This window comes from Campylobacter ornithocola, from assembly GCF_013201605.1.
Lineage (GTDB): Bacteria > Campylobacterota > Campylobacteria > Campylobacterales > Campylobacteraceae > Campylobacter_D > Campylobacter_D ornithocola.
In genome coordinates, this window is record NZ_CP053848.1 from 126581 (window position 1) to 149198 (window position 22618).

The window sequence follows — 22618 nt, forward strand, 5'->3', positions numbered from 1 at the left end:
ATGTTAAGCAAAATAAAGTATAATTTTAACTTCTTTTAATTTATGTCAGGGTAGCTCAGCTGGCTAGAGCGCTGGTCTCATAAGCCGGAGGTCGGGAGTTCAAGTCTCCCCCTTGACACCATCAGTATTCATATTGATTTAATTCTTCTTGAGTTCCAAGTAGCATTAATATATCATTTAAATAAGCAGTGTTATCTAAATTTGGCATAATACTCCAAACATCATTTTGTTTATGTGCAATGACTTTTAAATTTTGTCCAATAGATTGCAAAGTTTTTCCTGCTAAATTTTCATCTATTAAAAGTTTTGCCACCTTAATAGTGTTAGCTGAAAGATCAATGATTTCAAAATTTGGATTAGTAATAAGAATTTTAGCCAAACGTTTTGCAGATTCTTTTTCAGGGTAGATGACTTTATTCACTCCAAGTTTTGAAAGAATTTGTCCGTGTGTAGAAGAATTTGCTTTAGCAATGATATTTTTTACCCCTATTTCTTTTAAAGCCATAAAAGTAAGAATACTTGATTCTAAATTTTCACCTATACTGAGTATTACAACATCAGCATTTGCATAGCCTGCTTCTTTTAAAGCTGTAGTGTGAGTAGAATCTAAAATATAGGCAAAATCTGCATAATCTTGAAGCTCTTTTACTGCTTCTTCATCAATATCTGAAATAATAACTCTCTTGCCCTGATCAATAAGTTCTTTTGCCAAAACTGAACCAAACCTCCCAAGTCCTATAACACCATAAGTTTCTTTTTTCATAGTATAATTTTTCCTTTTGGATAATTTAAATATTTTTCTTTTTCTTTAAAAAATATGCTGAATAAAAATGCAAGTACACCCACTCTACCACTAAGCATAAGCAAAATGATGATTAGCTTACTTTCAGAATTAAAAAGTGCACTAAGTGATAAAGTTCCACCATCTCCTACTGAAACTCCTACAGTGGCAAATGCTGAGCTTGTTTCAAAAAGTAAAGGTAAAAAGCTTTTATTGTCTTCTATCAAAGATAAAAGCAATACACAAGTGATGATATATACAATAGAGCTTACTGCTATAACAAAAGCTTTATTGATAGTTTCTGCAGGAATTTCAAAGTTGAAAATTCTTGTGCTAGCATCCTTGATGCTCCAATAAGCATAGATTAACAATACAGCAATAGTAGTTACTTTAATACCTCCAGCAGTTCCCCCAGGTGCTCCCCCTATAATCATAAATAAAGATCCAAAAAACAAACTTGCATCTTTAAAGGTGCTAAGATCAAGAGTGTTAAATCCTGCAGTTCGATAGTTTACAGCTGTAAAATATGCACTCATGATTTTATCAAATACTGAAAATTCTCCTATGCTTTTTGGATTGTGATATTCAAATAAAAAAACCACCAAGCTTGCAAAAATGATCAATATAACAGTAGAAATCAAGACAAGTTTTGTATGTAAACTTAAAGTTGCAAAACGCTTTTTGGAAAAAAAGTATAATTCTAATAATACAAAATAACCCAAGCCTCCAATGATGATCAAAGAGGTAATAATGAAATTAATCCAAAAGTCGCTTCTATAAGACATTAAACCGCTTTCAAATATACTAAAACCAGCATTATTAAAAGCAGAAATAGAATGAAAAACACTAGCCCATAAAGCCTCGCTTAAATTCATATCAAGTTTAAATCTTAAAAATAATAAAACAGCACCTATAAGCTCAATAGCAAATACAAAAAATAAAACCTTTTTTAAAAATCCTACAAGCCCATCAGCACTAGGATAAATCAAGGATTCTCTTAAGAGATTTTTTTCTCCAAAACTCATTTTTTTACGCACTAAAATATATAAAGCCATAGCTATGCTCATATAGCCTAAGCCGCCTATTTGGATAAGTAGTAAAACAACAAGTTGTCCATAAAAGCTAAAATCCAATGAAGTATTTAATACAATAAGTCCTGTCATGCTTACAGCTGAAGCACTGGTAAAAAATGCATCTAAAAAAGATATAGGTTTAGTGTGCATAATAGGAAGCATAAGGATAAAAGTACCAAAAAGCGCTATAAGTATATAGCCTATAAATAAAATTCTTATATTTTTTCTATCTAAAGATAATTTTGTCATGTTAATTCTTTTGAAATTAAAAATATTTTACTTAAGATTGGTTAATAAATAAAAGAAAGAAACTTTCCACTATAAAAGTGGAAAGTTAGAGTATTAAAGCATTCCTACTGCTAAGAAACCTAGAGCAACAGCTATAGCTATAGCTAATACACCAGGTATAAAGAATGCATGGTTAAATATAAATTTTCCAATTCTTGTTGTGCCTGTATCATCCATTTGAACCGCACCTAATAAAGTAGGATAAGTTGGAAGTACAAAAAGTGCTGAAACGGCAGCAAAACAAGCAACTAGCATATAAGAATCAGCTGGATTTGTAGCCGAAATTCCTAATGCAGCAATGATAACTGGAACGATAGCTTTTGCAGTAGCTGCTTGAGAATATAAAAGCATACTAGCAAAGAAGAAAGCAACTGCAAGCATTGCTGGAGTTTGTTTTACCCATTCACCTGCTACTTCTTTAATGCCGGCTTCGTGACCTGCAACGAAAGTATTTCCAAGCCAAGCAACACCAAATACACATACACAAGCTGTCATACCTGATTTAAATACACTTGTATCTAAAATTTTTGCAGGTTCAACTTTACATAAGAATGTAATTAAAGTCGCAGCAGTTAATAAGAAACTCATAATCGCAGCATCTCTTGGGATAACTACTGGATCAATCCATTTGATATTGTTAGAAATTGCTGTAGCATAAAGAACAACTGCTAATACTGTGAATAAGAAAATAGCAACTGAAAGTTTTGCGCCTGGTTTATCTTCACTTTGTAAAACATCAGAAGCACTTTTTACAAGACCAGCTTTTAAGCGTTCTTGATATACAGGGTCTTTACTAAGATCCATAGGAGTGATTAAGCTTACAATGAAAGCTGTAATCATACAAGCAGCAAAAGTAGTTACAATCCAAATACCAATTAATGCAGGATAGTTCCAACCAAGTGGTTCTAATACACCTGTCATATAAACAACAGCAGCACTAACAGGAGAAGCTGTAATACCAATTTGAGAAGCAACAACCATTAATGAAAGTGGAACTGATGGTTTGATGTTTTGTGATTTTGCAACATCAATAACAACAGGCATTAATGAAAATACAGCATTACCAGTACCTGCTAAAATAGTAAGTAACCAACCGCAAGCTGGTGCAAGGTAGTTAATAAATCTTGGATGTTTACGTAAAATTCTTTCGGTAACTTTTACCATATAATCCAAACCACCCGCTTGTTGCATTGCTGAAATTGCAGCAATTGCTGCAGCAATGATTAAGATAACATCCCAAGGAATATTACCTGGCTTCATACCTAAAACAAGACCTAAAATAACAACACCCAAACCTCCAGCATAGCCTATCGCTATGCCACCAAGGCGGATACCTATAAATATTGCCCCAAGGAAGACAACAAGTTGTAAAATAATCATAATATCCATGATTAAACTCCTAAGTTATTAAGCTTTTCTTTTTTCTGTCATATGAGGATTTAACATATTTTCTGGTGTTAAAATCTCATCAATTTTTTCTTTTGGTAAGTAACCTCTTTCAAGACAAATATCACCAACTGCTTTACCAGTTTCTAAAGCTTCTTTGGCAATGCTTGCAGATTTTTCATAACCTAAAACAGGGTTGAATGCAGTTACTATACCGATTGAATTTAGCACTAATTTTTTGCAATTTTCAGGATTTGCCTTTAATCCTTTAACAGCTTTTTCGGCTAAAGTTTTCATAGCATTTTCTAGTAATACTATAGAGTTGAACAATCCATAAGCAATACCTGGTTCAAATGCATTAAGTTCAAATTCTCCTCTTTCAGAGCAAAGCATGATGGTAACATCATTACCTATAACTTCATAGCAAGCTTCACCTACAGCTTCGCAAATTACAGGATTTACTTTACCTGGCATAATAGAACTACCTGGCTGCATAGCAGGCAAGCTAATTTCGGCCAAACCACATCTTGGACCTGAATTCATTAATCTTAGGTCATTTGCAATTTTAGAAAGTCTAACTGCTGCAGTTTTTAAAGCACCACTTACATGAACAAAATCAGCTGTATCTTGAGTAGCTGCAATAAAATCTTCAGCCGGTTTAAATTCAACACCAGTAATTTCTTTTAATTTTTTCTCAACCACAAATTTGTAATCAGGGTGACAGTTAATTCCTGTACCAATAGCTGTTGCACCAAGATTTAAATAAGTCATAGAATCACGAGCTGCTGTGATTTTTTCAATATCGCTTTTAATATAGCTAGCAAAAGCATTGAAGGTATTTCCTAAAGTTGTAGGAACCGCATCTTCAAGTTCTGTTCTACCCATTTTAATGATATCTTTATATTCTTTAGCTTTAACTTCTAATTCAGCTTTTAAATTTTCCATAGCTTTTAAAAGATCGCTAAGTTTTGCATAGGTTGCTACTTTGATTGAGCTTGGATAAGTATCATTTGTAGATTGACCTAAGTTTGTATGATCATTTGGATGAAGGTATTGATATTCACCTTTTTTATGTCCCATACTTTCAAGAGCAATGTTAGTGATAACTTCGTTGGTATTCATATTTGTACTAGTACCAGCACCACCTTGGATCATATCTACTACAAATTGATCTAAAAATTCACCAGCGATTAATCTATCACAAGCTTTAGCAATGGCATCAGCTTTGTCAGCATCAAGAACTCCAACTTCTTTGTTAGCAAGAGCAGCTGCTTTTTTAACTTGAGCAAAAGCTTTTACAAAATAAGGGTAATCTTGTAATTTTCTACCACTCATATGAAAATTCTCTAGTGCTCTAAAAGTTTGCACTCCATAATAAACTTCATCAGAAATCTCTAGTTCACCAATAAAGTCGTGTTCTTTTCTTGTTCCCATGATGTACTCCTTGTGGGTTTTATTTAAGTTTTATTTATAAACTTATCGGTATTATATAACAATTTCTTACAAAAGTATCAAAAAATTTCTAAATTTTATTAATTTTAATAAAAATATATAAAATAATATAGGGTAATTAATATCCATTTTATAAAATTCAAAAGTCTTAAAAAATTATTTACAATTATTTTTTATTTTATATTTATCTTTAAAAGCGGATTATTTTAATAAGTATTCTTTTTGATGTTGATAAAAATTGTAGCTATTGTGAAAATATTTTTATTAAAGTAAACATAAATTGTTATGCATAAAAATTAGACTAAATAAAATGCAGATCTTCCAACTAACTAAACTAAACCCTTAATGGGTTTAGTTAATTATTTAAAACTTCTTCTTCCTAGCATCTTCTAAGATATCATTAGCTATTTTATTTACATTATCAGATATTACTGCACTATCATTAGCTATTTTTAAGTTCTCTTGGGTTACATGATCAATTTGAGCTACAGCATCATTTATTTGAGTAATACCTGTAGTTTGTTCTTTGATACTTTCACCCATTTCATTAATAGATTGAACTAAGATATTAGTATTAGCTTCAATCTCACCTAAAGACTTTTGAGTTCTTTCTGCTAGATTTCTAACTTCATCAGCAACAACAGCAAAGCCACGTCCATGTTCACCTGCACGTGCTGCTTCAATAGCAGCATTTAATGCAAGCAAGTTAATTTGATCAGCAATATCTCCTATAATAGAAGTAACATTTTTAATCTCTTCACTTTGAGCAATTACTTCACTAGTTTTATGAGATACATTTTGCATAGAAGAAGTAATCTCTTCTAATGCTGCTGCTGTTTCTTCTAAAGAAGAAGCTTGAGAAGATGATGAATCTGTTAAGTTCTTAACAGCACTTTGTAATTTTCCACTTTCAGTAGCAAGTAAAGAAGCAAATTCAGATGATTGTCTTAACATTGCTACTATTTCTTTACCTAATACATTAGTAGTTACTTCAACTCCACCTTTAGCATTTTTAACTTCAGTAGTAAAGTCCAATGCTTTATAGCTATCAAATACTCTATTGATTTCACTCATATTAGAACCTACTTTTTGTTCTAATACATTAAGCATTTCATTTAATACATTTTTTAATTCTATTAATTGAGGATTAGCAGGAATAGCTGTTATTCTTGCTGTTAAATTACCAGCTTCTATTTCTTTAGCTGTTTCAACTGATTGTTCTACTGCTTTAGCATCTTGTTCTAAAGCATTTTTAGTTTTAGTGATGTTTTCATTGATAGCTTTAGCCATAGCACCTAGTTCATCATTTGTATTAACATTAATCATAGCTGAGTCTTTGGTTTTATGATTGATAAAATCAAAGAATGAGTTAAGGCCTGTTTGGATTTTTTCTAAAGGTGAAAGATAGCGTGAAACTATGAAATATAATACTGCTATACTTAAAACAATCATTATAATCACAACGATAGTTTGTGTAAAGGCAATTTGCATAATAGGCCTGTTGATTATTTCAGCACTTTCTGTGCTACAAACACGATAATCATAAATATTTGCACAAATTCCAAGTCTTTCTTGACCCTTTAAGCCATATTCAAAAAATTTATAATCTCCATTTTGTTTATGGGCATTGATTACAGGAGAGTGATCTACGGATGGATCTAAGAGTTGTTTGTTTTTAGCTACAAAAACTTTTTCATTTTGATTAAACAAAAAGCTGTTTCCTGGTTTATTTTCAAAGTCTTTTTGAAGATCGGCTATAGGTATATCAACACCGATTACACCTATAAATTTACCATCTTTTGAGATTGATTTTGTGTAAGTAATTACATATTGGTTGGTTGCTTTATCGATGTATGGAAATGTGATAAATACTTTGTTTGTTTTTCTTGCTTCTATATACCATTCTCTTGTTCTTGTGTCATAATTTATGGCTTTACCATATATTACTACATTAGTGTTTTTACTATCGCTACTGTTATCGCTAACTATATTTTCCCCATTGTCTAAACCTATAAATGTTGCCAAAACTCCAGAGGCTTTTCTGTAAGATTTTAGCATTTGGCCAAGATTTTCTATAAGATTTTCTTGAGAATTTAATTTTTCATAAGGAAGCTCTAAAACACTTTCCTCTAGGTGATTAATTAATTTAATATTATTTTCTCTGAAAGTTTCTAAAGAAATTCTTGATACTTGTAAAATATCATTTTGTCTTTTTAGTTCATTTTCATAAAGAAAATTTTTTGTAAAGATAAAACTTATAATTCCTAAAACAATAAGTGACAAAGCTGCAAAAATATTTGCTAGCAAAGATAATTTAATTTTCAAACTAGAAAACATAATACACTCCTACGATTTTTCTTAGATTATAGTGAGTGTATATAAATTATTTATCAATAGTTTTTATTGTTTATTAAATTCTTTGCCTTTTCCCATAGTCTCAGGCCGAGTTTTTTAGCATAGCTTGTATCTATATTTTTATACTTTTTACTAGTTATTTTTTCTAATTCTCCAAGCTCTTTGGCTAAAGAGTTTAACTTAGTTTGAGCTAGTCTAGTAAAGTCGTCGATTTTTGGATTTTGTTTAATTTCATTTATTTTAATAAGAATTTGTTCTCTATTTTCTTGTATAAGGCGTTTAAATTTGGCAAATAAAGTGTCAAATTTATTTTCTAATAAATCTTTGAGTATGTCTTTTGCGGGATTGTCAAGTTCTGATGATATTTTTTTAAGCATTTGAATAAATTCTTGTTCTATATCTATAAGCTCTTTTTCTTTATTTTTTAAATCATATTCTAAAGCACTATATGCAAAGCTTGCTTTAAATTTTTCAATTGCTAAAGAAATCCCTTCTTGCGCTCCATAAATACTTCCAATACATAAATCATAAGCAAAGGCTTGTGATTCATTAGCAAGTTCAAAAGCTGTATTTAAAACTACTTGGGAGATTTTTAAAATTCTTTCTTTTTCAAAACTTCCTTCGCAAATTGCATTAAAGACTAAATTTTTAGCAATCTCACAAGAAGTAAGTTCTATATTTTCTCCTTTTTCTAGGGTTGTTATAAAAGCACTTTCAGCGGTTTCTTTTAAAAGTCCTAATATTTCTATATCATAAAGCATGGCATCATTAATACTTATATTAAATTCATTTAAATTCAAATCTTTTAAGGTTTTTTCTAAGTCAAAAAAATTATCACAAATTTTATGCTTAATGGTGTTTTTTTGATCCTCGATTTTTACTTTTAATTTGCCATATTCATTAATATAGGCAAAAAACATTTTTTTATCTTCTTCTACCCTAGCTTTAACAATACTTTGGATTATTTTAGAAATATTTTCTTCATTTATAAGTTCAAGTTTTTCTAATACCTTAGAAAATATAGCAAAAAGCTCTTCATTGCTAGTGTTTTCAAAACTAATTTTTTTATAACTTAGATTAAAAACAAGCTCACCAATTAAGCTAGGAATTTCATTTTTTTCGCAAGCTAAGAGAGAATTTTCAAAAATAATGGCTAAATTTTTCATAGTTTTTCCTTTTTATAGTACAAATTTGGCTTTGTTTTTTAATTGGTTAAAAATATTCAAACGATCGTTTTTGCTATCAACATAAACACTTAAAAGATAGCTTTTATATGTACCTTGTTTGCTAGTATTTGAAATTTTGTATTTAAATTCTCTTTCATTGAGTATTTGGGTAAAAACTTCTAAAGCATCAACTCTAGCTTCAAAAACGACTTTATAATCCCAAAAAGTAGGATAATTTATAATAGGTTCTTTTTTAAGATCGCAGATATTTACCACTTTTTCCTCCTTCTTTGCTTTCTAAAACTATATCAGTAATTTGCATACTTTTATCAATGGCTTTAACCATATCATAAATAGTTAAAAGTCCAACGCTAACAGCTGTTAGACTTTCCATTTCTACTCCGGTTTTTCCTTCGCATTTAACATTAACAAAAAGCTTAAAAGAGTATTCTTCTTTGTTTTCTTCAATTTGAGTTTGCACTTTTGAAATCATTAAAGGATGACACATTGGAATGAGATTTGAGGTTTGTTTGGCTCCCATGATAGCTGCTATGATAGCAGTTTGTAGAACAGGTCCTTTTTTTGCTTTATTTTCGATAATAGCTTCAAAAGCTTTTTTGCTCATATATATTTTGCCACTAGCACAAGCTTCTCTTTGAGTGATGTCTTTTTGACTTACATCCACCATTTTAGGATGATTTTTTTCATCTAAATGCGTTAAATTCATATTTTTCCTTAAGTAAAGTTTGAAAAATTATACCAAAATGTATATTTTTATATTAAAATACTACTAAAAAATTTTAAAGGATATATAATGGCTTACAATGATGAAGAATTTGAAAATTACAATGATGAAGCGTATGATGATGTAGATGATGATACTTATACAAATAATCAAAGATCATATAATTATGATGATGATGATTATGAATACGATGATGATTATAATGATGATGATACTTATGAGATGGATTAAGAGTGAGTAAAAATCTTAGTAAAAAAGATATAAAAGTTTTAGGTCTTTCTTCGTTGGGAGGGACCTTGGAATTTTATGATTTTATCATTTTTGTATTTTTTGCAAGTTATATTTCTAAAAATTTCTTTCCTGAAAATTTAAGTCCATTTTGGCAAATGTTTAATACTTATGGAATTTTTGCTGCAGGATATTTAGCTAGACCGCTTGGTGGCATAGTAATGGCACATTTTGGCGATAAATTTGGCCGTAAGAAAATGTTTATGCTTAGTATTTTGCTGATGGTTATACCAACTTTTTTACTTGCTTTTATACCTACTTATGAAAGTATAGGATATTTATGTATAGTACTTTTGGTGTTTGTAAGAATTTGTCAAGGCATAGCTATAGGCGGGGAATTGCCTGGTGCTTGGGTTTTTGTATTTGAACATGCTCCAAAGGGTCAAAAACGCACTTATCTTGGAATTTTAACAGCTTCTGTGGTAGGTGGAATTTTACTTGGTAGTTTTGTATTTTTGATGATGAATAAATTTTTTACACAAGAAGAGCTTTATGAGTGGGCTTGGAGAATTCCATTTTTCTTGGGTGGAATTTTTGGGATTATTTCTGCTTATTTGCGTAAATTTTTAAGAGAAACTCCTGTTTTTGAGCAAATGAAAAAAGATAAAGCCTTAGAAAAATTCCCTTTAAAAGAAGTGTTTAAAAAAGCCAAGTTGGGCGTTGTGCTTTCAATGTTGATAACTTGGGTTTTAACTGCTTGTATTGTTGTGATGATTTTAATCATACCTTCTTTTATGGCAAAAATGCTAAATATCAATGCAAGTGTGCAAACTTACATACAAATGCTTGGTATAGTTGTACTTGTAATTGGTTGTATATTAAGTGGAATTTTGGCTGATAAAATAGGCATAGTGAAAGCTTGTGTGATTTTTTCATTAGGATTTTTCTTAACTTGCTTGTTTTATTTTAATGCTCTTTATACTAAAACACCTGATTTTAATACAGTGAGTGTGTATTATTTGAGTGCTTGTTTTTTTGCTGGAGTGATGAATTTTTGTCCTTTAATGATGAGTGAAGTATTTGACGCTAAGATTAAATTTTCAGGACTCAGTTTTTCATATAATATAGCTTATGCATTGGCTGGTGGCTTTACCCCACAACTTGCTTTATTTTTACATACTATCGCTTTAGAAAATTTAGGAAATATTGTGCGTTTTTCTTTGGGATTTTATATGCTTGCTATGGCTATAATCTCACTTTTAGCTGCTTTGATGTTTAAATATCTTAGTAATACCCAACGCACATACTCTCAGTGATTTTAATGCGTTTTTCTAAAGGAGTAGGGCTAAAAAAATGGCATTTTTCGATGTAAATATTATAATTATAATCTAGTTTTAAAAGATCGTAAAATGCCTTTAAATTTACAAATTTAACCCCACACACTTCTTTTATATCTAAGATTTTATAAATTTGAGAATTATTTTTTTCTACTAAATGAGATGGAGCTAAAGCGGTAAAGGAGCAAAAAGCACTTGCTAGTACAAAGCCATTTAAGCTTTCACATTTTTGTATAAGGTGTTGGTGTTTTTTTAAAATACTTTTTTTGTGTAAAAATACCACTCTTGTACCTTGATAACGTGCTACTTGAACGTCTTTCCAAAATTTATAAGCATTTTTGGAGATATTTGCTAATTGATGCAATTGGATATTTAAAACATAATCATCTAAGAATTGATTAGGCGGTAAAATAGTATAAGTCATAGTTTTTCTTTAGTTTTATTTTTAAAATTATACTAAAAATTGACTTTTGTTTATATTTTTAATCTGTAAATTTAATACAATAGATTAAAATTATTTTTTAAGGAAAAGTATGAAATTTGAAACTATTAATCATGATGGCATTAGAAAGCTTATGGATGTTTTTTATGCAAAAGTTAGAGTTGATAAGGATTTGGGGCCTATTTTTAATGAAAAAATCGGCACAGATGATGAGAGCTGGAAAAAACATAAAGAAAAAATAGCAAGTTTTTGGGCGGGGATGTTTTTAGGTGATCCAAGCTATAGTGGCTCGCCTTTAAGAGCTCATCACGAATTACCTCCATTTCCTAGAGAATTTTTTGATGTTTGGCTTAACTTATTTGATGAAAGTTTGCAAGAAGTTTTTGAAGATGAACCAAGGAGTATTATCATAGAAAGAGCTAGAATGATAGCTCAAAGATTTCAAATGATTATTTATGATCATAGATTTGCTTAAGAGTTTAAAAACTCTTAGCGATAGTTAAATGTATGCAAATTTTCACTATGTGAATATTTATAGCTGTATTTTCCATCAAGATATATTACTAAACGATAATACCCTTTATGCGACCCAAAGACAACTTTTCTAACTTTTGCTGTGTTTACTTGTAATGTTTTAGTATTGAAATTTTGTTTTTTAGCAAAATCTATAATAATTTTAGTTGGATCTCCTATAGATAAATGTCTTAACATTCTATCTTCAGTTTTAATATTGATTTTGTTATTATAAAAACCTATAGAAATAAAATTGTAGATATTTCCACTAAAAAGAGGTGTTTCTATATTTAAGGTTGTATTATTTTCTTCTATTTTTGTATTTTTAGTTGCTTGATTTTGTGGTACTGTTACAGATACATCAAGTATAGGTGTAGCATTTGGGCTTTTGGTTTTTATAAATGAGTAGGTATCGTGCCAATTGATCCCTTTGTATATATCTAATGTAGTTTGTTCTTCAGAACCATCAAGATTGATATAAGTAATAGTGATGTTTTTTAAAATTCTTGCATTAGAATTAAAATTAAAATCTTGTCTTTGAAAAGGACTAAGTTTTGCAAATTCAGTATTTTGCTGCTCTAAACTATTGTCAAAAGGATTATCTTTTGCATTTAAAAAAACACAAGATAATAAAAATAATATCAAAAAATTAATTCTCATGTGAATTTTCTCCTTTAAGTCTTAAAAGCTGTAAATATTCTTTTTGTGCCTGAGCATTCTTAGCTTTTAAAGTCATTATGTTTTTTTCTAGTTTTTTTTGCTCTTCTTTGAGTGTTAGTAAAACATCTAATGAAGATTTTCCAAAAAACATATTACCAAAATACATAGCAACGATAATGGCTACAAATGATAAAACAATAGTTTTTATTAGATGATGATGAGCTTCCTTTTTTTTAGAATGCTCATCATATTCTTTTAATAAATCACTCAGAGCTTATCTCCTAAATACTCATCATTATCAAGTTCAATTTCTAATAAACGATTGTATTTAGCTGTTCTTTCGCCTCTTGCTAGAGCGCCTGTTTTAATTTGACCTGTATTTAGTGCTACAGCAAAATCAGCTATAAAAGTATCCTCGCTCTCGCCACTTCTGTGACTCATAATACATCTATAATTGTTTCTGTGAGCTAGCCTGACTGTTCTCATGGTTTGTGTGATGGTTCCAATTTGATTAGGCTTAATCAATACAGCATTTGCCATATTTTTCATGATACCTTCTCTTAAAATATCTTCATTGGTTACAAATAAATCATCACCTACAAGTTGAACTTTATTGCCAAGTTTTTGGGTAAGTTTAACCCAGCCTTCATAATCATCTTCGGCTAAACCATCTTCGATACTAAAAATTGGATATTTAGTACATAATTCTTCATAACGGGCAATTAAATCTTCGCTTGAGAAAACTTTACCTTCTAAGTGGTATTTACCATCTTTGTAAAGCTCACTACTTGCTACATCTAATGCTAGTTTGATTTTATTTTCATAACCTGCTTTTTTTATGCAAGTCATTAAAAGATCAAGAGGTTCAGTGTTGTTTGCTAAATTTGGAGCAAAACCACCCTCATCGCCTAAAGCAGTAGAATGACCTAAGCTAGCTAATTCTTTTTTCAATGTAGCATAAATTTCACAAACTGATCTTAAACCTTCTTTGAAGCTTGAAAAACCAAAAGGCATAATCATAAATTCTTGAAAATCTACGCTATTGTTTGCATGTGCACCACCATTGATGATATTACACATTGGTACGGGTAATACGCTTGCATTTGCTCCACCTAAGTAGCGATATAAAGGCACGCCTAGTGCATTAGCAGCTGCACGTGCTGTGGCCATAGAAATTCCTAAAGTCGCATTTGCTCCTAAGTTGGAGTAGTTTTTTGTCCCATCAAGCTCTAAAAGAGTATTATCTAGCTGAGTTTGATTAAATGCATCAAGTCCTATGATATTTTCAGCTATGGTGCCATTGATGTTTTCAATGGCTTTTAAAACACCTTTTCCACCAAATCTTTCATCATTATCTCTTAATTCTAAAGCTTCTTTTTTTCCTGTGCTTGCTCCACTTGGAACGATAGCACTACCCACACTACCATCGCTTAGCATGATTTCAGCTTTAATGGTAGGATTTCCTCTACTATCTAAAACTTCAAAAGCTCTTAAATCTTCAATAATTAACATTATTCTTCTCCTTCATCGTCTTCTTTTGCACCTAAAATCATACTATCTATACCGATTGAGTTTTGTATGGCTTGTGTGATCTCATCTGCAATAGTTGGGTTTTCTTTTAAAAAGGCTTTCGCATTTTCTCTGCCTTGTCCGAGTTTAGAAGCTTTATAAGAAAACCATGCACCACTCTTATCGATAATATCAAGTTTTACACCATAGTCTATTAACTCACCCTCACGGCTTACACCTTCTCCAAACATTACATCAAATTCAGCCTGTTTAAAAGGTGGTGCAACTTTGTTTTTAGCTACTTTTACTTTAACACGGTTTCCAATAGGCTCATCATTTTGTTTTAAAGTAGCTGTTTTTCTTACATCTAAACGTACTGAAGCATAAAATTTTAAAGCATTTCCACCAGTAGTCGTTTCAGGAGTACCATAGCCCATCATACCTATTTTCATACGAATTTGGTTGATGAAAATTACAGTAGTATTCATTTTATGAACAATACCGGTTAATTTTCTTAAAGCTTGACTCATTAATCTTGCTTGAAGACCTACATGTTGATCTCCCATATCACCTTCAATCTCTGCTTTTGGAGTAAGTGCAGCAACACTATCTACTACTATTAGATCAATAGCTCCACTTCTCGCTATAGTTTCAACGATTTCTAAGGCTTGCTCGCCAAAGTCTGGCTGAGAGATGTAAAGATTTTCTGTATCAACACCTAAATTTTTTGCATATCTTACATCAAGAGCATGTTCAGCGTCGATAAATGCACAAACCCCGCCTTTTTTTTGACATTCTGCTATGATGTGTAGAGTGAGTGTGGTTTTACCTGAGCTTTCAGGCCCATAAATTTCTATAATTCTTCCTTTTGGAACTCCACCTATACCCAAAGCTAGATCAAGTCCAACTGAACCTGTAGGAATAGAATCAATTTTTTCAACTTCTTTATCACCAAGTCTTAAGATAGTACCTTTTCCAAAGGTTTTATCAAGACTTTTTAAAGCTGCATCAAGTGATTTTCTTTTGTTATCATCCATACTTGTTAATCCTTTTATAATATGTCTAAAATTGTATCAAAAAGAATTTTAATATAAGTTTTTATTTTGAATTTTGCTAAAATACTTTTTAAATTTTTCAAGGAAAAAAATGAATAAAAAAATTAGCGTAGCACACTCTCCTGATGCTGATGATATTTTTATGTATATGGCGATTAAATTTGGTTGGGTTGGAAATACTTATGAGTATGAAAATACAGCCTTAGATATACAAACTTTAAATGAACTTGCACTACAAAATATATATGATGTTAGTGCGATATCTTTTGCGCTTTATCCTTTGATAGCTAGTGAATATGCTTTGTTAAAAACTGCTGTAAGTTTTGGTGAGGGTTATGGGCCAAAGCTTATTAAGAAAAAAGATAAAAAATTAAAACCAAATTTTAAAGTTGCTTTGAGTGGAGCACACACTACTAATGCTTTGATTTTTCGTATAAAATATCCACAGGCTAGAATAATTTATAAGAATTTTTTAGAGATTGAAAAAGCTGTTTTAGAAGATGAGGTAGACGCAGGAGTGCTTATACATGAGAGTATTTTAGAATTTGACCCTAGCTTATGTGTAGAGACTGAACTTTGGGATATTTGGCAAGAATTAGCCAAAGATGATTTGCCTTTGCCTTTGGGTGGTATGGCACTTAGAAGATCTTTACCGCTTAATGATGCTATAGCAGTCGAAAAAGATTTGATTAAAGCGGTAGAAGTGGCTGATCATAATAGAAAAATCTTAGCTTCCATGCTTTTAGAGCGTGATTTAATACGCGTTGATGCACAAAAACTTGATGTGTATTTGAATTTATATGCGAATAAAAATTCTATTAATATGAATGATAAACAATACAATGCCGTAGATAAGCTTTTTGAACTTGGATTTAATTATGGATTTTATGATAAATTAATAAAGAGCAAAGATTATCTTATACCTAGTGAATATGAAGAATTTAGAAATTCTTGATAGAATTTAAATTTTTAAGGAGAAAATATGGAAAGTACTTTAGTAGCCTTGGGTGTACAAACTTTTAAAATCACACTTATGCTTTCTTTGCCTATGCTTTTAGCAGGGCTTATTGCAGGGCTTATAATAAGTATTTTTCAAGCTGTAACGCAAATTAATGAAGCTACACTTTCTTTTGTACCAAAAATTTTGCTTGTTGTTGTAGTGATAGTATTTTTAATGCCTTGGATGGTAAGCTCTATGATAGATTTTACAACTAATATATTAAATCAAATTCCAAGCTTTATTCGATGATTATTAATTTTTCTAAGTATTCTTCTGTGCGTATAGGTGAGAGCTTTGAAGTGCAAATACTTGAAGAATTTTGTGAATTTGATGGTTTTTTAATAGGTGGAGCAAATAATCTCTTAATCTCTCCAAAACCCAAAAAACTTGGAATTTTAGGGAAAAATTTTGATTATATTAAAATTTTAGAGCAAAATAAAAAAGGTGTGTATTTAGAGATAGGTTCTAGTGTAAAATCTTATAAATTGCATCATTTTGCCAAAGAAAATAATCTAAAAGGTTTTGAATTTTTAAGAAATATTCCAGGAACTTTGGGTGGAATTTTAAAAATGAATGCAGGATTAAAAGATGAAGATATTAGTAAAAACTTAATTAGTATTTGTACCTTTAATCAAGAAATTTTAAGACAAAATATCGCTTTTGCTTACAGGTTTAATCCTATTAAAGAAGTAATGTTTAGTGCGAAGTTTTTTTTGGAATATGGATTTGACTCAGCCAAAGATGAGCTTTTAAAAAATGCAAGAAAAAATCAACCCAAAGGCGCTAGCTTTGGCTCTATTTTTAAAAATCCCAAAAATGATCATGCAGGAAGATTGATAGAGGCGGTTGGACTTAAAGGTTTTAGTAAAAATGATGCGATGTTTAGTAACGAGCATGCAAATTTTTTGATCAATAAAAAACATGCTAGTTTTGATGATGCTTTGTTTTTGATAGAACTTGCTAAAAAAAGAGTTTTTGGAGAATTTGGAATTGTTTTAGAAGAAGAAGTAGTAATTATATAGTATTTTTAATATCTTCATAAAGAATTTTAGCTATTTCTTGAACTAGTTCTTGGTAAGATTTGTTTTTATCATTTGTGCTAAATTGAGTGTTGATAGTAAGAATTTTATAATCCTTTAGTTTTTTTGTTTTGGCATTAAAAAGTTTGTATTCTATATCAGCTTTGACTTCAAAATTTGAAAAAAATAAGAAATTTTGTTGGCTTGCTTGAATACTTTTTAAATCTAATAAAACAATAAAATCAGCCTTTTTAAAACGATTAAATTCCAAAAACTCACTTGCATTGATAAATTTCTTATCCACTTGTAAAATGTTTTGGCTATTGATATAGGTTTGATTCTCTTTTTGACTAAGCAAGGCAAAATTATTTTGCTCGTTTAAAATAATACTTAGTGCTTTTAGTGTGTCTTTTGCCATTGTTTTGGCATCAATTTTTAAATTTGAAAAATAAAAATTATATTCTTTTTCGTAGCTTGGTACTAAAGCTAAAGTACTAATATGTGAGAGTCTGTCATAATCTATACTTTGATCAAGATTTATGATATTAAAATCATCATTATTTTGTAGCTTGATGATTTTTTTATTTGCAAAAGAATTTGCATAAATAGTACTTAAAAAACATAAGAATATTAAAAAAAATTTCACTAAAAACCTTTTAATTTAAATTCGCTCTTAGCAAAAGCTATAAAACTTGGAAGTTTAAAATCAGGACTATTATAATCTAAAGCCTTTTTATTAAAATCATATAAAATTCCACCATTTTGTTTGATTAAAAAATCCCCTGCAGCTATATCCCAAGCTTTTGGACCACCAAAACGAGGATAAACTCCTGCTTTTGCTTCGAGCAAATATACAAATTTCAAAGCAGATGAAACTTTAACGCCTTCAAGATAATTTTGAATAAAAAAATCTTCATTATTATCATGGTTTTTAGAGTATAAAGCAATATTTCTAACTTTTTCATATTGCTCTAAACTAAGATTTAAAATTTCATTATTTTTATAAACTTTAGTATAAGTGTGTGCATAATAAAAAACATTATTTTCTACATCACCTATAAGTGAAAGCACTGGAGTATTTTTATGAATTAATGCGATTAAAACACAATATTCTTTATCTTTTTTAGCATAAGATTTGGTGCCATCAAGTGGGTCTATAAGCCAAAAATACTCTAAATTTTTTCTTTCTTCATAAGAAAGTATATTTTCCTCAGAGCATATAGCTATATCACTTGAAGCTAAAATTTCACTAATAGCTTCATTAGATTTTATATCGGCTAAACCTACCGGAGAATCATCATCTTTAAGCCATAAGGTGTTTTTGTCTTTATATTCAAGTAATACTTTAGAGGCTTCCTTGCCTGCTTTTAAGGCTAATTCTAAAAGTGTGTCTAAATTTTTCATAAAAAAAGTATAGCAATTTTATATAAATACTTAGTAGAATTATTTTCTACTAAGATTATTGATAAATTTAATCAAACTAATAGCCAAAATTGCCTCAAGTAAAGCAGTAAGCACTAGTCCTGAGTATATGTCTTGAGTGATAATATTAGTTTGATAAGAAAGAGTAGCTACTGCGATGAGTAAGGTAAGTGGCATAGAATGGCTTAGGCCAAATAAAAAGGTATTTTTTAAACCAAGTATTTTTACAAAAGTCATAGCACAAAGTATCCTTAGTCCTATCATAAAGGTAGTTAGTGAAAAAGCTATGATTAAAACTTGAGGATTTAAAAGCATTTGAAGCTTAAAACTTGATCCTATATAGATAAAAAATATAGGAATTAAAAAGCCATAGCCAAAACTAGAAAGCTTATGTTCTAAATCTTTCTTGTGATCAAAAAAAGTTGCTATAAATGAACCTGCTATAAAAGCTCCGAGTGCAACTTCAAGTTTAAAATAAATCATAATCGCAACAATAGCAATAAATATAGCCATGCAAAATCTTATATCTTTTTCATTTTGATCTTGCCACGGCATGAGTATAGTTTTAAGTTGTGGATACCACCAAAAAAGTACCTCTAAAAATTTAAAACCAAAGATACAAAGTGCTAAAAATCCTACTAAATATAATAAATTTTGAGTGAGTGAAAAAATATCAGCACCTTTTCCTAAAAATGCTGCGGTTATGGTAAGTAAAACTATGCTTACAACTTCAGCTAAAGTAGCCACTACCATGGATACATTAAGCCACTCGCAATTTTTACCAAAATCCCTATAAAGTGTTGAGAGTAAGCCTACACTCATTACAGGTATGATGATGACAAAAATATAAGAAATATCAATACTTTTAACCGCTAAAATACTAAAAGCATATAAAAGTATGATGTAAATAAAAGCTTTATTAAGCAAGCTTCTTTCAGTGTTTAAAAAGGTTTTAAGATTAATTTCCATACCTGCAATAAACATAAGATAATAAAACCCCGCATTAGCTAAAAGTTTAAAATTCTCACTCTCTCCTATAAAACCTAAAAATCCTATGAAAGAGCCAAGCATGATTTCAGTGGCTGAAAGTGGGAGTTTTAAAAATTTAGCAATATAAGGTGAAGTGAGCAAACACCCTGCTACTACAAATAAAATTTTTAAATCCGTAGCAACTTGAGCATCAATGGCATGAGTTAGCAAAGCTAAATCCCATTTGTTTTAGTTTTTGTATATCTTTGTTAGGTTCTTCGCCTTTGGTTGTAAGATAATCACCCACTACTATAGCACTAGCACCTGCATCAAAAATTTCATATTGTCTTTCTTTTAGCACTACCTCTCTACCACCTGCTACCATGATATGTGCATTTGGCAAGTCTTTTTTAGTGTCTTTAATGATGTTTAACGCCTCATCAGGATCAAGCAAAGCTTGTTTTAGTTTTAAATTTTCATTTGGTATGAAAAAGTTAATAGGCGAAGAAAAAGGTTCAAGCTCTTTTAAACTTGCCCTAAAACTTTTTCTATCAACTTCGCTTTCTCCAAGACCATAAATTCCACCACAACAAAGCATTAACCCCGCTTCTTTGGCATAAAGATTTGTTTGAAATCTTTGCTCCCAAGTATGTGTAGAGCATATGTTTGGGAAAAATTCTTTAGAAGTTTCTAAGTTGTGGTTATAAGAAAAAATCCCTGCTTTTTTTAATTCTTTGAGTTGTTCTAAATTTGCTATACCATTGCAAGCTATAAGCAAAAGTCCTTCTACTTCTTTTTGCACTGCATGAGCTACTTTACACACATATTCAAGTTTTTCATCATCAAGTCCAGCACCTGCTGTAACTAAGCAAAAACCTAAAGCTTCATTTTTTTTAGCCATTTTAGCTTCTAAAACAATTTGGTCTATATCTTTTCTTTTGTATTTATTGATATTAGTTTTTACATGAGCACTTTGGGTGCAGTATTTACAATCTTCCCCACATCCTCCACTTGCTATATTAGATATAGCACAAAGCATGATTTGCATTAAATTTCCTTTTTGATTTTGCATTTTAAGCACTCTAAAAATATGCCTTTTTTAAGTTCTTTGATGATTAAAGTTTCACCACATTCGCTACATTTTTCTTCACTTGGTTTATATTTACTTATATAATTGCATTTTGGATAAGTGCTACACCCATAAAATTTACCGCGTTTTGAAAAACGTTCTACAATCTCGCCTTCTTGGCAGTTTGGACATTTTACGCCTATGGTATTGAGTTTTTTTTCGTTCTTTTCCTTATTTTGTATTTCTTGTTTTAAATTTCTTGAGTATTTGCACTTTGGAAAATTTAAACAAGCTATAAATTCTCCATATCTTCCTTTTCTTATAGCAAGCTCACCTCCACAATCAGGGCAAGTTTCATCTAATTTTGTGAAAGTCTTTTGGCTTTTTATGTTTTTTTTGCCCTCATCAATTTTACGCATAAAAGGAAAATAAAATTCTCTTAAAACTTCTTGCCAGTCCATCTTACCTTCTGCAATGATGTCAAGTTTATCTTCCATTTTAGAAGTAAAATCACTATCTACTATATCGCTAAAATTTTGCTCTAAAACTTCTGTTACGACAAAGGCTATTTCATTGGGTATGATTTGCTTTTTATCTATATGTACATATTCTCTTGTGCTAAGTAAAGAGATGGTTGGTGCATAAGTAGAAGGGCGTCCTATGCCAAGATTTTCTAGCTTTTTTACAAGCCCAGCTTCTGAGTATCTTGAAGGTGGTTCAGTAAAATGCGAGTTTAATTCTATATTTTGGATATTTAGTGAATCTTCTAATTTTAGATTAGGCAAGATTTTGTCTTTATCCATATCGCCATATACTTTATAATGCCCATCAAATAAAATTTTTCTACCGCTTATTTTAAAACTTGCTTCGTTTGATTTTGCATATACATTTTGAGTTTGAGAGATGGCAGGATTCATCTGTGAAGCTAGGAAGCGATTGTATATTAAAGTATATAATCTTGCTTCATCTTTTTCTAAAAACTCACTTGCAAGCTTTGGAGTAAAGCTTAGATTAGTTGGTCTTATGGCTTCATGTGCTTCTTGAGCACCTTTGCTTTTGGTAGTATAAATGTTTGCCTTACTTGGTAAATATTCTTTACCAAATTCGCTTTTGATGAGCTTTCTTACTTCTTCTAAGGCTTCTTTTGCTATGTTTAAGCTATCTGTTCTCATGTAGGTAATTACGCCCATTACGCCTTGATGAGTTTTTACACCCTCATAAAGTTTTTGAGCTATCATCATGGTTTTTTTAGGGTTGAAACCTAGGCGATTGCTCGCACTTTGTTGCAAGGTTGAGGTCATAAAAGGTGCTTGTGGAGCTATTTTTCTGTCTTTACTTTCTATATCTTTGATTTTAAAGTTAGCATTTTTACAAGCTTCAAAGATGAGTTTAGCTCTATCTTCATTAGTTAAACTTAGTTTTTCTATCTTTTGATTTTGAAATTCGACTAATTCAGCTTGCAAGTCTTTTTCAAAAACCATATCTATGCTAAAGTATTTTAAAGGAACAAAAGCTTTGATTTCTCTTTCTCTATCGACGATGATTTTTAATGCAGCACTTTGCACGCGTCCTGCACTTAAACCTTTTTGAATTTTTTGATTTAGTAAAGGACTTAGTTTATAACCTACTATGCGATCAAGTAAGCGTCTAGTTTGTTGAGCGTTGACGCTATTTACATTTAAAGATCTTGGATTTTTTAAAGCATTTTCTATAGCACTTTTAGTAATTTCATGAAAAACTATACGTGGTAAGGAATTTTCATCTTTGTTAATAGCTTTAGCTATATGATAAGCTATGGCTTCTCCTTCGCGGTCCTCATCGGTTGCAAGATAGATAGTTTTAGCTTTTTTAGCTTTTTCTTTGAGTTCTTTTACTAAGCTTGAATGATCGTTTGAAATTCTATATTCAGGTTTAAAATTTTCATCTTCTATTTTTATACCAAAGCTAGTTTTAGGTAGATCTCTAATGTGACCTTTAGAGGCTATTACTTCATAGTCTTTACCTAGAAAATTACCTATGGTTTTAGCTTTAGCAGGTGATTCTACTATGATTAAATTTTTCATTATTTTCCTTGTGAGGATTAAAATTAATAAAAGTGTATAAAAAAAAGTTAAATTTTTTGCTTAGAAAAGAAGAAAAGCCCACCAAA

24 protein-coding genes, 1 tRNA gene and 1 pseudogene are annotated in these 22618 nt (G+C 30.4%); 7 read left to right on the top strand and 19 right to left on the bottom strand.

Annotated features, from left to right (window positions below):
• The first annotated feature begins 44 nt into the window (after positions 1-44).
• Positions 45-121: transfer RNA gene (locus tag CORN_RS00705), tRNA-Met, on the top strand.
• Here the strand turns inward: CORN_RS00705 and CORN_RS00710 are convergent.
• From CORN_RS00710 to moaC, 9 genes and pseudogenes are all read right to left on the bottom strand, one after another.
• Positions 122-763 carry a potassium channel family protein gene (locus CORN_RS00710; protein WP_066007828.1) on the bottom strand — a complete coding sequence of 214 codons (642 nt, stop codon included), beginning with the start codon at positions 761-763 and terminating at the stop codon, positions 122-124.
• Entirely contained in the window at positions 760-2103 is a 1344-nt protein-coding gene (locus CORN_RS00715) for a TrkH family potassium uptake protein (RefSeq protein WP_066007830.1), read from the bottom strand. The genes CORN_RS00710 and CORN_RS00715 overlap by 4 nt, the downstream gene beginning before the upstream one ends.
• Positions 2104-2196: 93 nt before the next feature.
• Positions 2197-3531 carry an anaerobic C4-dicarboxylate transporter gene (locus CORN_RS00720; RefSeq protein WP_066007832.1) on the bottom strand — a complete coding sequence of 445 codons (1335 nt, stop codon included), beginning with the start codon at positions 3529-3531 and terminating at the stop codon, positions 2197-2199.
• An 18-nt stretch (positions 3532-3549) separates the two neighbouring features.
• Complete coding sequence (locus CORN_RS00725; RefSeq protein ID WP_039625142.1) at positions 3550-4962, bottom strand: aspartate ammonia-lyase; 1413 nt, start codon at positions 4960-4962, stop codon at positions 3550-3552.
• 381 nt (positions 4963-5343) lie between these two features.
• Positions 5344-6471, bottom strand: a complete 1128-nt coding sequence (locus CORN_RS08595; protein ID WP_425484002.1) for a methyl-accepting chemotaxis protein — start codon at positions 6469-6471, stop codon at positions 5344-5346.
• An 84-nt stretch (positions 6472-6555) separates the two neighbouring features.
• Positions 6556-7317: pseudogene (locus CORN_RS08600) on the bottom strand (cache domain-containing protein); the annotation flags it as partial.
• Positions 7318-7370: 53 nt separating this feature from the next.
• Complete coding sequence (locus CORN_RS00735) at positions 7371-8501, bottom strand: hypothetical protein (protein WP_066006973.1); 1131 nt, start codon at positions 8499-8501, stop codon at positions 7371-7373.
• A gap of 12 nt (positions 8502-8513) precedes the next feature.
• Positions 8514-8777 carry an HP0495 family protein gene (locus CORN_RS00740; protein WP_066006971.1) on the bottom strand — a complete coding sequence of 88 codons (264 nt, stop codon included), beginning with the start codon at positions 8775-8777 and terminating at the stop codon, positions 8514-8516.
• Complete coding sequence (gene moaC, locus CORN_RS00745) at positions 8755-9228, bottom strand: cyclic pyranopterin monophosphate synthase MoaC (RefSeq protein WP_066006969.1); 474 nt, start codon at positions 9226-9228, stop codon at positions 8755-8757. The genes CORN_RS00740 and moaC overlap by 23 nt, the downstream gene beginning before the upstream one ends.
• A gap of 87 nt (positions 9229-9315) precedes the next feature.
• Here moaC and CORN_RS00750 point away from each other — a divergent pair, with 87 nt between their 5' ends.
• The gene (locus tag CORN_RS00750) at positions 9316-9477 is read left to right on the top strand and encodes a highly acidic protein (RefSeq protein WP_066006967.1); all 162 of its coding nucleotides are present in this window, start codon (positions 9316-9318) and stop codon (positions 9475-9477) included.
• A gap of 2 nt (positions 9478-9479) precedes the next feature.
• Positions 9480-10790: an MFS transporter gene (locus CORN_RS00755; protein ID WP_066006965.1), complete on the top strand. Its 1311-nt coding sequence runs from the start codon at positions 9480-9482 to the stop codon at positions 10788-10790.
• Here the strand turns inward: CORN_RS00755 and cheQ are convergent.
• Positions 10759-11235, bottom strand: a complete 477-nt coding sequence (gene cheQ / locus CORN_RS00760) for a cheVAW transcriptional regulator CheQ (protein ID WP_066006964.1) — start codon at positions 11233-11235, stop codon at positions 10759-10761. The genes CORN_RS00755 and cheQ overlap by 32 nt on opposite strands.
• A gap of 109 nt (positions 11236-11344) precedes the next feature.
• On the opposite strand from cheQ, the gene CORN_RS00765 reads away from it, so the two are divergent.
• Entirely contained in the window at positions 11345-11728 is a 384-nt protein-coding gene (locus CORN_RS00765) for a group III truncated hemoglobin (protein WP_066006962.1), read from the top strand.
• Between the two features lie 14 nt (positions 11729-11742).
• On the opposite strand, the gene CORN_RS00770 is transcribed toward CORN_RS00765, so the two are convergent.
• From CORN_RS00770 to recA, 4 genes are all read right to left on the bottom strand, one after another.
• Positions 11743-12426 (bottom strand): AMIN domain-containing protein, encoded by a 684-nt coding sequence (locus tag CORN_RS00770; RefSeq protein WP_066006960.1) that lies wholly within the window; start codon positions 12424-12426, stop codon positions 11743-11745.
• A complete protein-coding gene (locus CORN_RS08425; protein WP_246260878.1) occupies positions 12416-12577 on the bottom strand; it encodes a hypothetical protein in 162 nt (53 codons plus the stop codon). Before CORN_RS08425 ends, CORN_RS00770 begins: the two co-directional genes overlap by 11 nt.
• A 116-nt stretch (positions 12578-12693) precedes the next feature.
• Complete coding sequence (eno, locus tag CORN_RS00780; RefSeq protein WP_066006958.1) at positions 12694-13938, bottom strand: phosphopyruvate hydratase; 1245 nt, start codon at positions 13936-13938, stop codon at positions 12694-12696.
• Positions 13938-14972, bottom strand: a complete 1035-nt coding sequence (recA, locus tag CORN_RS00785; protein WP_039640601.1) for a recombinase RecA — start codon at positions 14970-14972, stop codon at positions 13938-13940. Before recA ends, eno begins: the two co-directional genes overlap by 1 nt.
• 109 nt (positions 14973-15081) lie before the next feature.
• On the opposite strand from recA, the gene CORN_RS00790 reads away from it, so the two are divergent.
• Genes CORN_RS00790 through CORN_RS00800 form a run of 3 tightly spaced genes read left to right on the top strand, consistent with a single transcriptional unit; the run spans position 15082 to position 17012 of the window.
• Positions 15082-15945 (top strand): menaquinone biosynthesis family protein, encoded by an 864-nt coding sequence (locus CORN_RS00790; protein ID WP_066006957.1) that lies wholly within the window; start codon positions 15082-15084, stop codon positions 15943-15945.
• Positions 15946-15972: 27 nt separating this feature from the next.
• Positions 15973-16239 (top strand): flagellar biosynthesis protein FliQ, encoded by a 267-nt coding sequence (gene fliQ, locus CORN_RS00795; protein WP_044598187.1) that lies wholly within the window; start codon positions 15973-15975, stop codon positions 16237-16239.
• Positions 16236-17012 (top strand): UDP-N-acetylmuramate dehydrogenase, encoded by a 777-nt coding sequence (locus tag CORN_RS00800; protein ID WP_066006956.1) that lies wholly within the window; start codon positions 16236-16238, stop codon positions 17010-17012. The genes fliQ and CORN_RS00800 overlap by 4 nt, the downstream gene beginning before the upstream one ends.
• On the opposite strand, the gene CORN_RS00805 is transcribed toward CORN_RS00800, so the two are convergent.
• Genes CORN_RS00805 through topA form a run of 5 tightly spaced genes read right to left on the bottom strand, consistent with a single transcriptional unit; the run spans position 17005 to position 22535 of the window.
• Positions 17005-17655, bottom strand: coding sequence for a hypothetical protein (locus CORN_RS00805; protein WP_066006954.1), 651 nt, complete (start codon positions 17653-17655; stop codon positions 17005-17007). The two genes, CORN_RS00800 and CORN_RS00805, sit on opposite strands and share 8 nt — an antisense overlap.
• Complete coding sequence (locus tag CORN_RS00810) at positions 17655-18413, bottom strand: 3'(2'),5'-bisphosphate nucleotidase CysQ family protein (protein WP_066006952.1); 759 nt, start codon at positions 18411-18413, stop codon at positions 17655-17657. Before CORN_RS00810 ends, CORN_RS00805 begins: the two co-directional genes overlap by 1 nt.
• A 39-nt stretch (positions 18414-18452) precedes the next feature.
• Positions 18453-19631 (bottom strand): cation:proton antiporter, encoded by a 1179-nt coding sequence (locus tag CORN_RS00815; protein WP_066006950.1) that lies wholly within the window; start codon positions 19629-19631, stop codon positions 18453-18455.
• The gene (locus CORN_RS00820) at positions 19612-20448 is read right to left on the bottom strand and encodes a biotin synthase (RefSeq protein WP_066006975.1); all 837 of its coding nucleotides are present in this window, start codon (positions 20446-20448) and stop codon (positions 19612-19614) included. The genes CORN_RS00815 and CORN_RS00820 overlap by 20 nt, the downstream gene beginning before the upstream one ends.
• Positions 20448-22535: a type I DNA topoisomerase gene (gene topA, locus CORN_RS00825; RefSeq protein WP_066006949.1), complete on the bottom strand. Its 2088-nt coding sequence runs from the start codon at positions 22533-22535 to the stop codon at positions 20448-20450. The genes CORN_RS00820 and topA overlap by 1 nt, the downstream gene beginning before the upstream one ends.
• Between the last annotated feature and the right edge of the window lie 83 nt (positions 22536-22618).

Coding starts and splice junctions, on each gene's coding strand:
- CORN_RS00800 (WP_066006956.1), top strand. CDS start 16,236: ATGATTATTAATTTTTCTAAGTATTCTTCTGTGCGTATAGGTGAGAGC.
- eno (WP_066006958.1), bottom strand. CDS start 13,938: ATGTTAATTATTGAAGATTTAAGAGCTTTTGAAGTTTTAGATAGTAGA.
- CORN_RS08595 (WP_425484002.1), bottom strand. CDS start 6,471: ATGCAAATTGCCTTTACACAAACTATCGTTGTGATTATAATGATTGTT.
- CORN_RS00750 (WP_066006967.1), top strand. CDS start 9,316: ATGGCTTACAATGATGAAGAATTTGAAAATTACAATGATGAAGCGTAT.
- cheQ (WP_066006964.1), bottom strand. CDS start 11,235: ATGACTTATACTATTTTACCGCCTAATCAATTCTTAGATGATTATGTT.
- CORN_RS00765 (WP_066006962.1), top strand. CDS start 11,345: ATGAAATTTGAAACTATTAATCATGATGGCATTAGAAAGCTTATGGAT.
- moaC (WP_066006969.1), bottom strand. CDS start 9,228: ATGAATTTAACGCATTTAGATGAAAAAAATCATCCTAAAATGGTGGAT.
- CORN_RS00735 (WP_066006973.1), bottom strand. CDS start 8,501: ATGAAAAATTTAGCCATTATTTTTGAAAATTCTCTCTTAGCTTGCGAA.
- CORN_RS00710 (WP_066007828.1), bottom strand. CDS start 763: ATGAAAAAAGAAACTTATGGTGTTATAGGACTTGGGAGGTTTGGTTCA.
- CORN_RS08425 (WP_246260878.1), bottom strand. CDS start 12,577: ATGTTTTTTGGAAAATCTTCATTAGATGTTTTACTAACACTCAAAGAA.
- CORN_RS00715 (WP_066007830.1), bottom strand. CDS start 2,103: ATGACAAAATTATCTTTAGATAGAAAAAATATAAGAATTTTATTTATA.
- fliQ (WP_044598187.1), top strand. CDS start 15,973: ATGGAAAGTACTTTAGTAGCCTTGGGTGTACAAACTTTTAAAATCACA.
- CORN_RS00720 (WP_066007832.1), bottom strand. CDS start 3,531: ATGGATATTATGATTATTTTACAACTTGTTGTCTTCCTTGGGGCAATA.
- recA (WP_039640601.1), bottom strand. CDS start 14,972: ATGGATGATAACAAAAGAAAATCACTTGATGCAGCTTTAAAAAGTCTT.
- CORN_RS00725 (WP_039625142.1), bottom strand. CDS start 4,962: ATGGGAACAAGAAAAGAACACGACTTTATTGGTGAACTAGAGATTTCT.
- CORN_RS00770 (WP_066006960.1), bottom strand. CDS start 12,426: ATGAGAATTAATTTTTTGATATTATTTTTATTATCTTGTGTTTTTTTA.
- CORN_RS00810 (WP_066006952.1), bottom strand. CDS start 18,413: ATGAAAAATTTAGACACACTTTTAGAATTAGCCTTAAAAGCAGGCAAG.
- CORN_RS00820 (WP_066006975.1), bottom strand. CDS start 20,448: ATGCAAATCATGCTTTGTGCTATATCTAATATAGCAAGTGGAGGATGT.
- CORN_RS00790 (WP_066006957.1), top strand. CDS start 15,082: ATGAATAAAAAAATTAGCGTAGCACACTCTCCTGATGCTGATGATATT.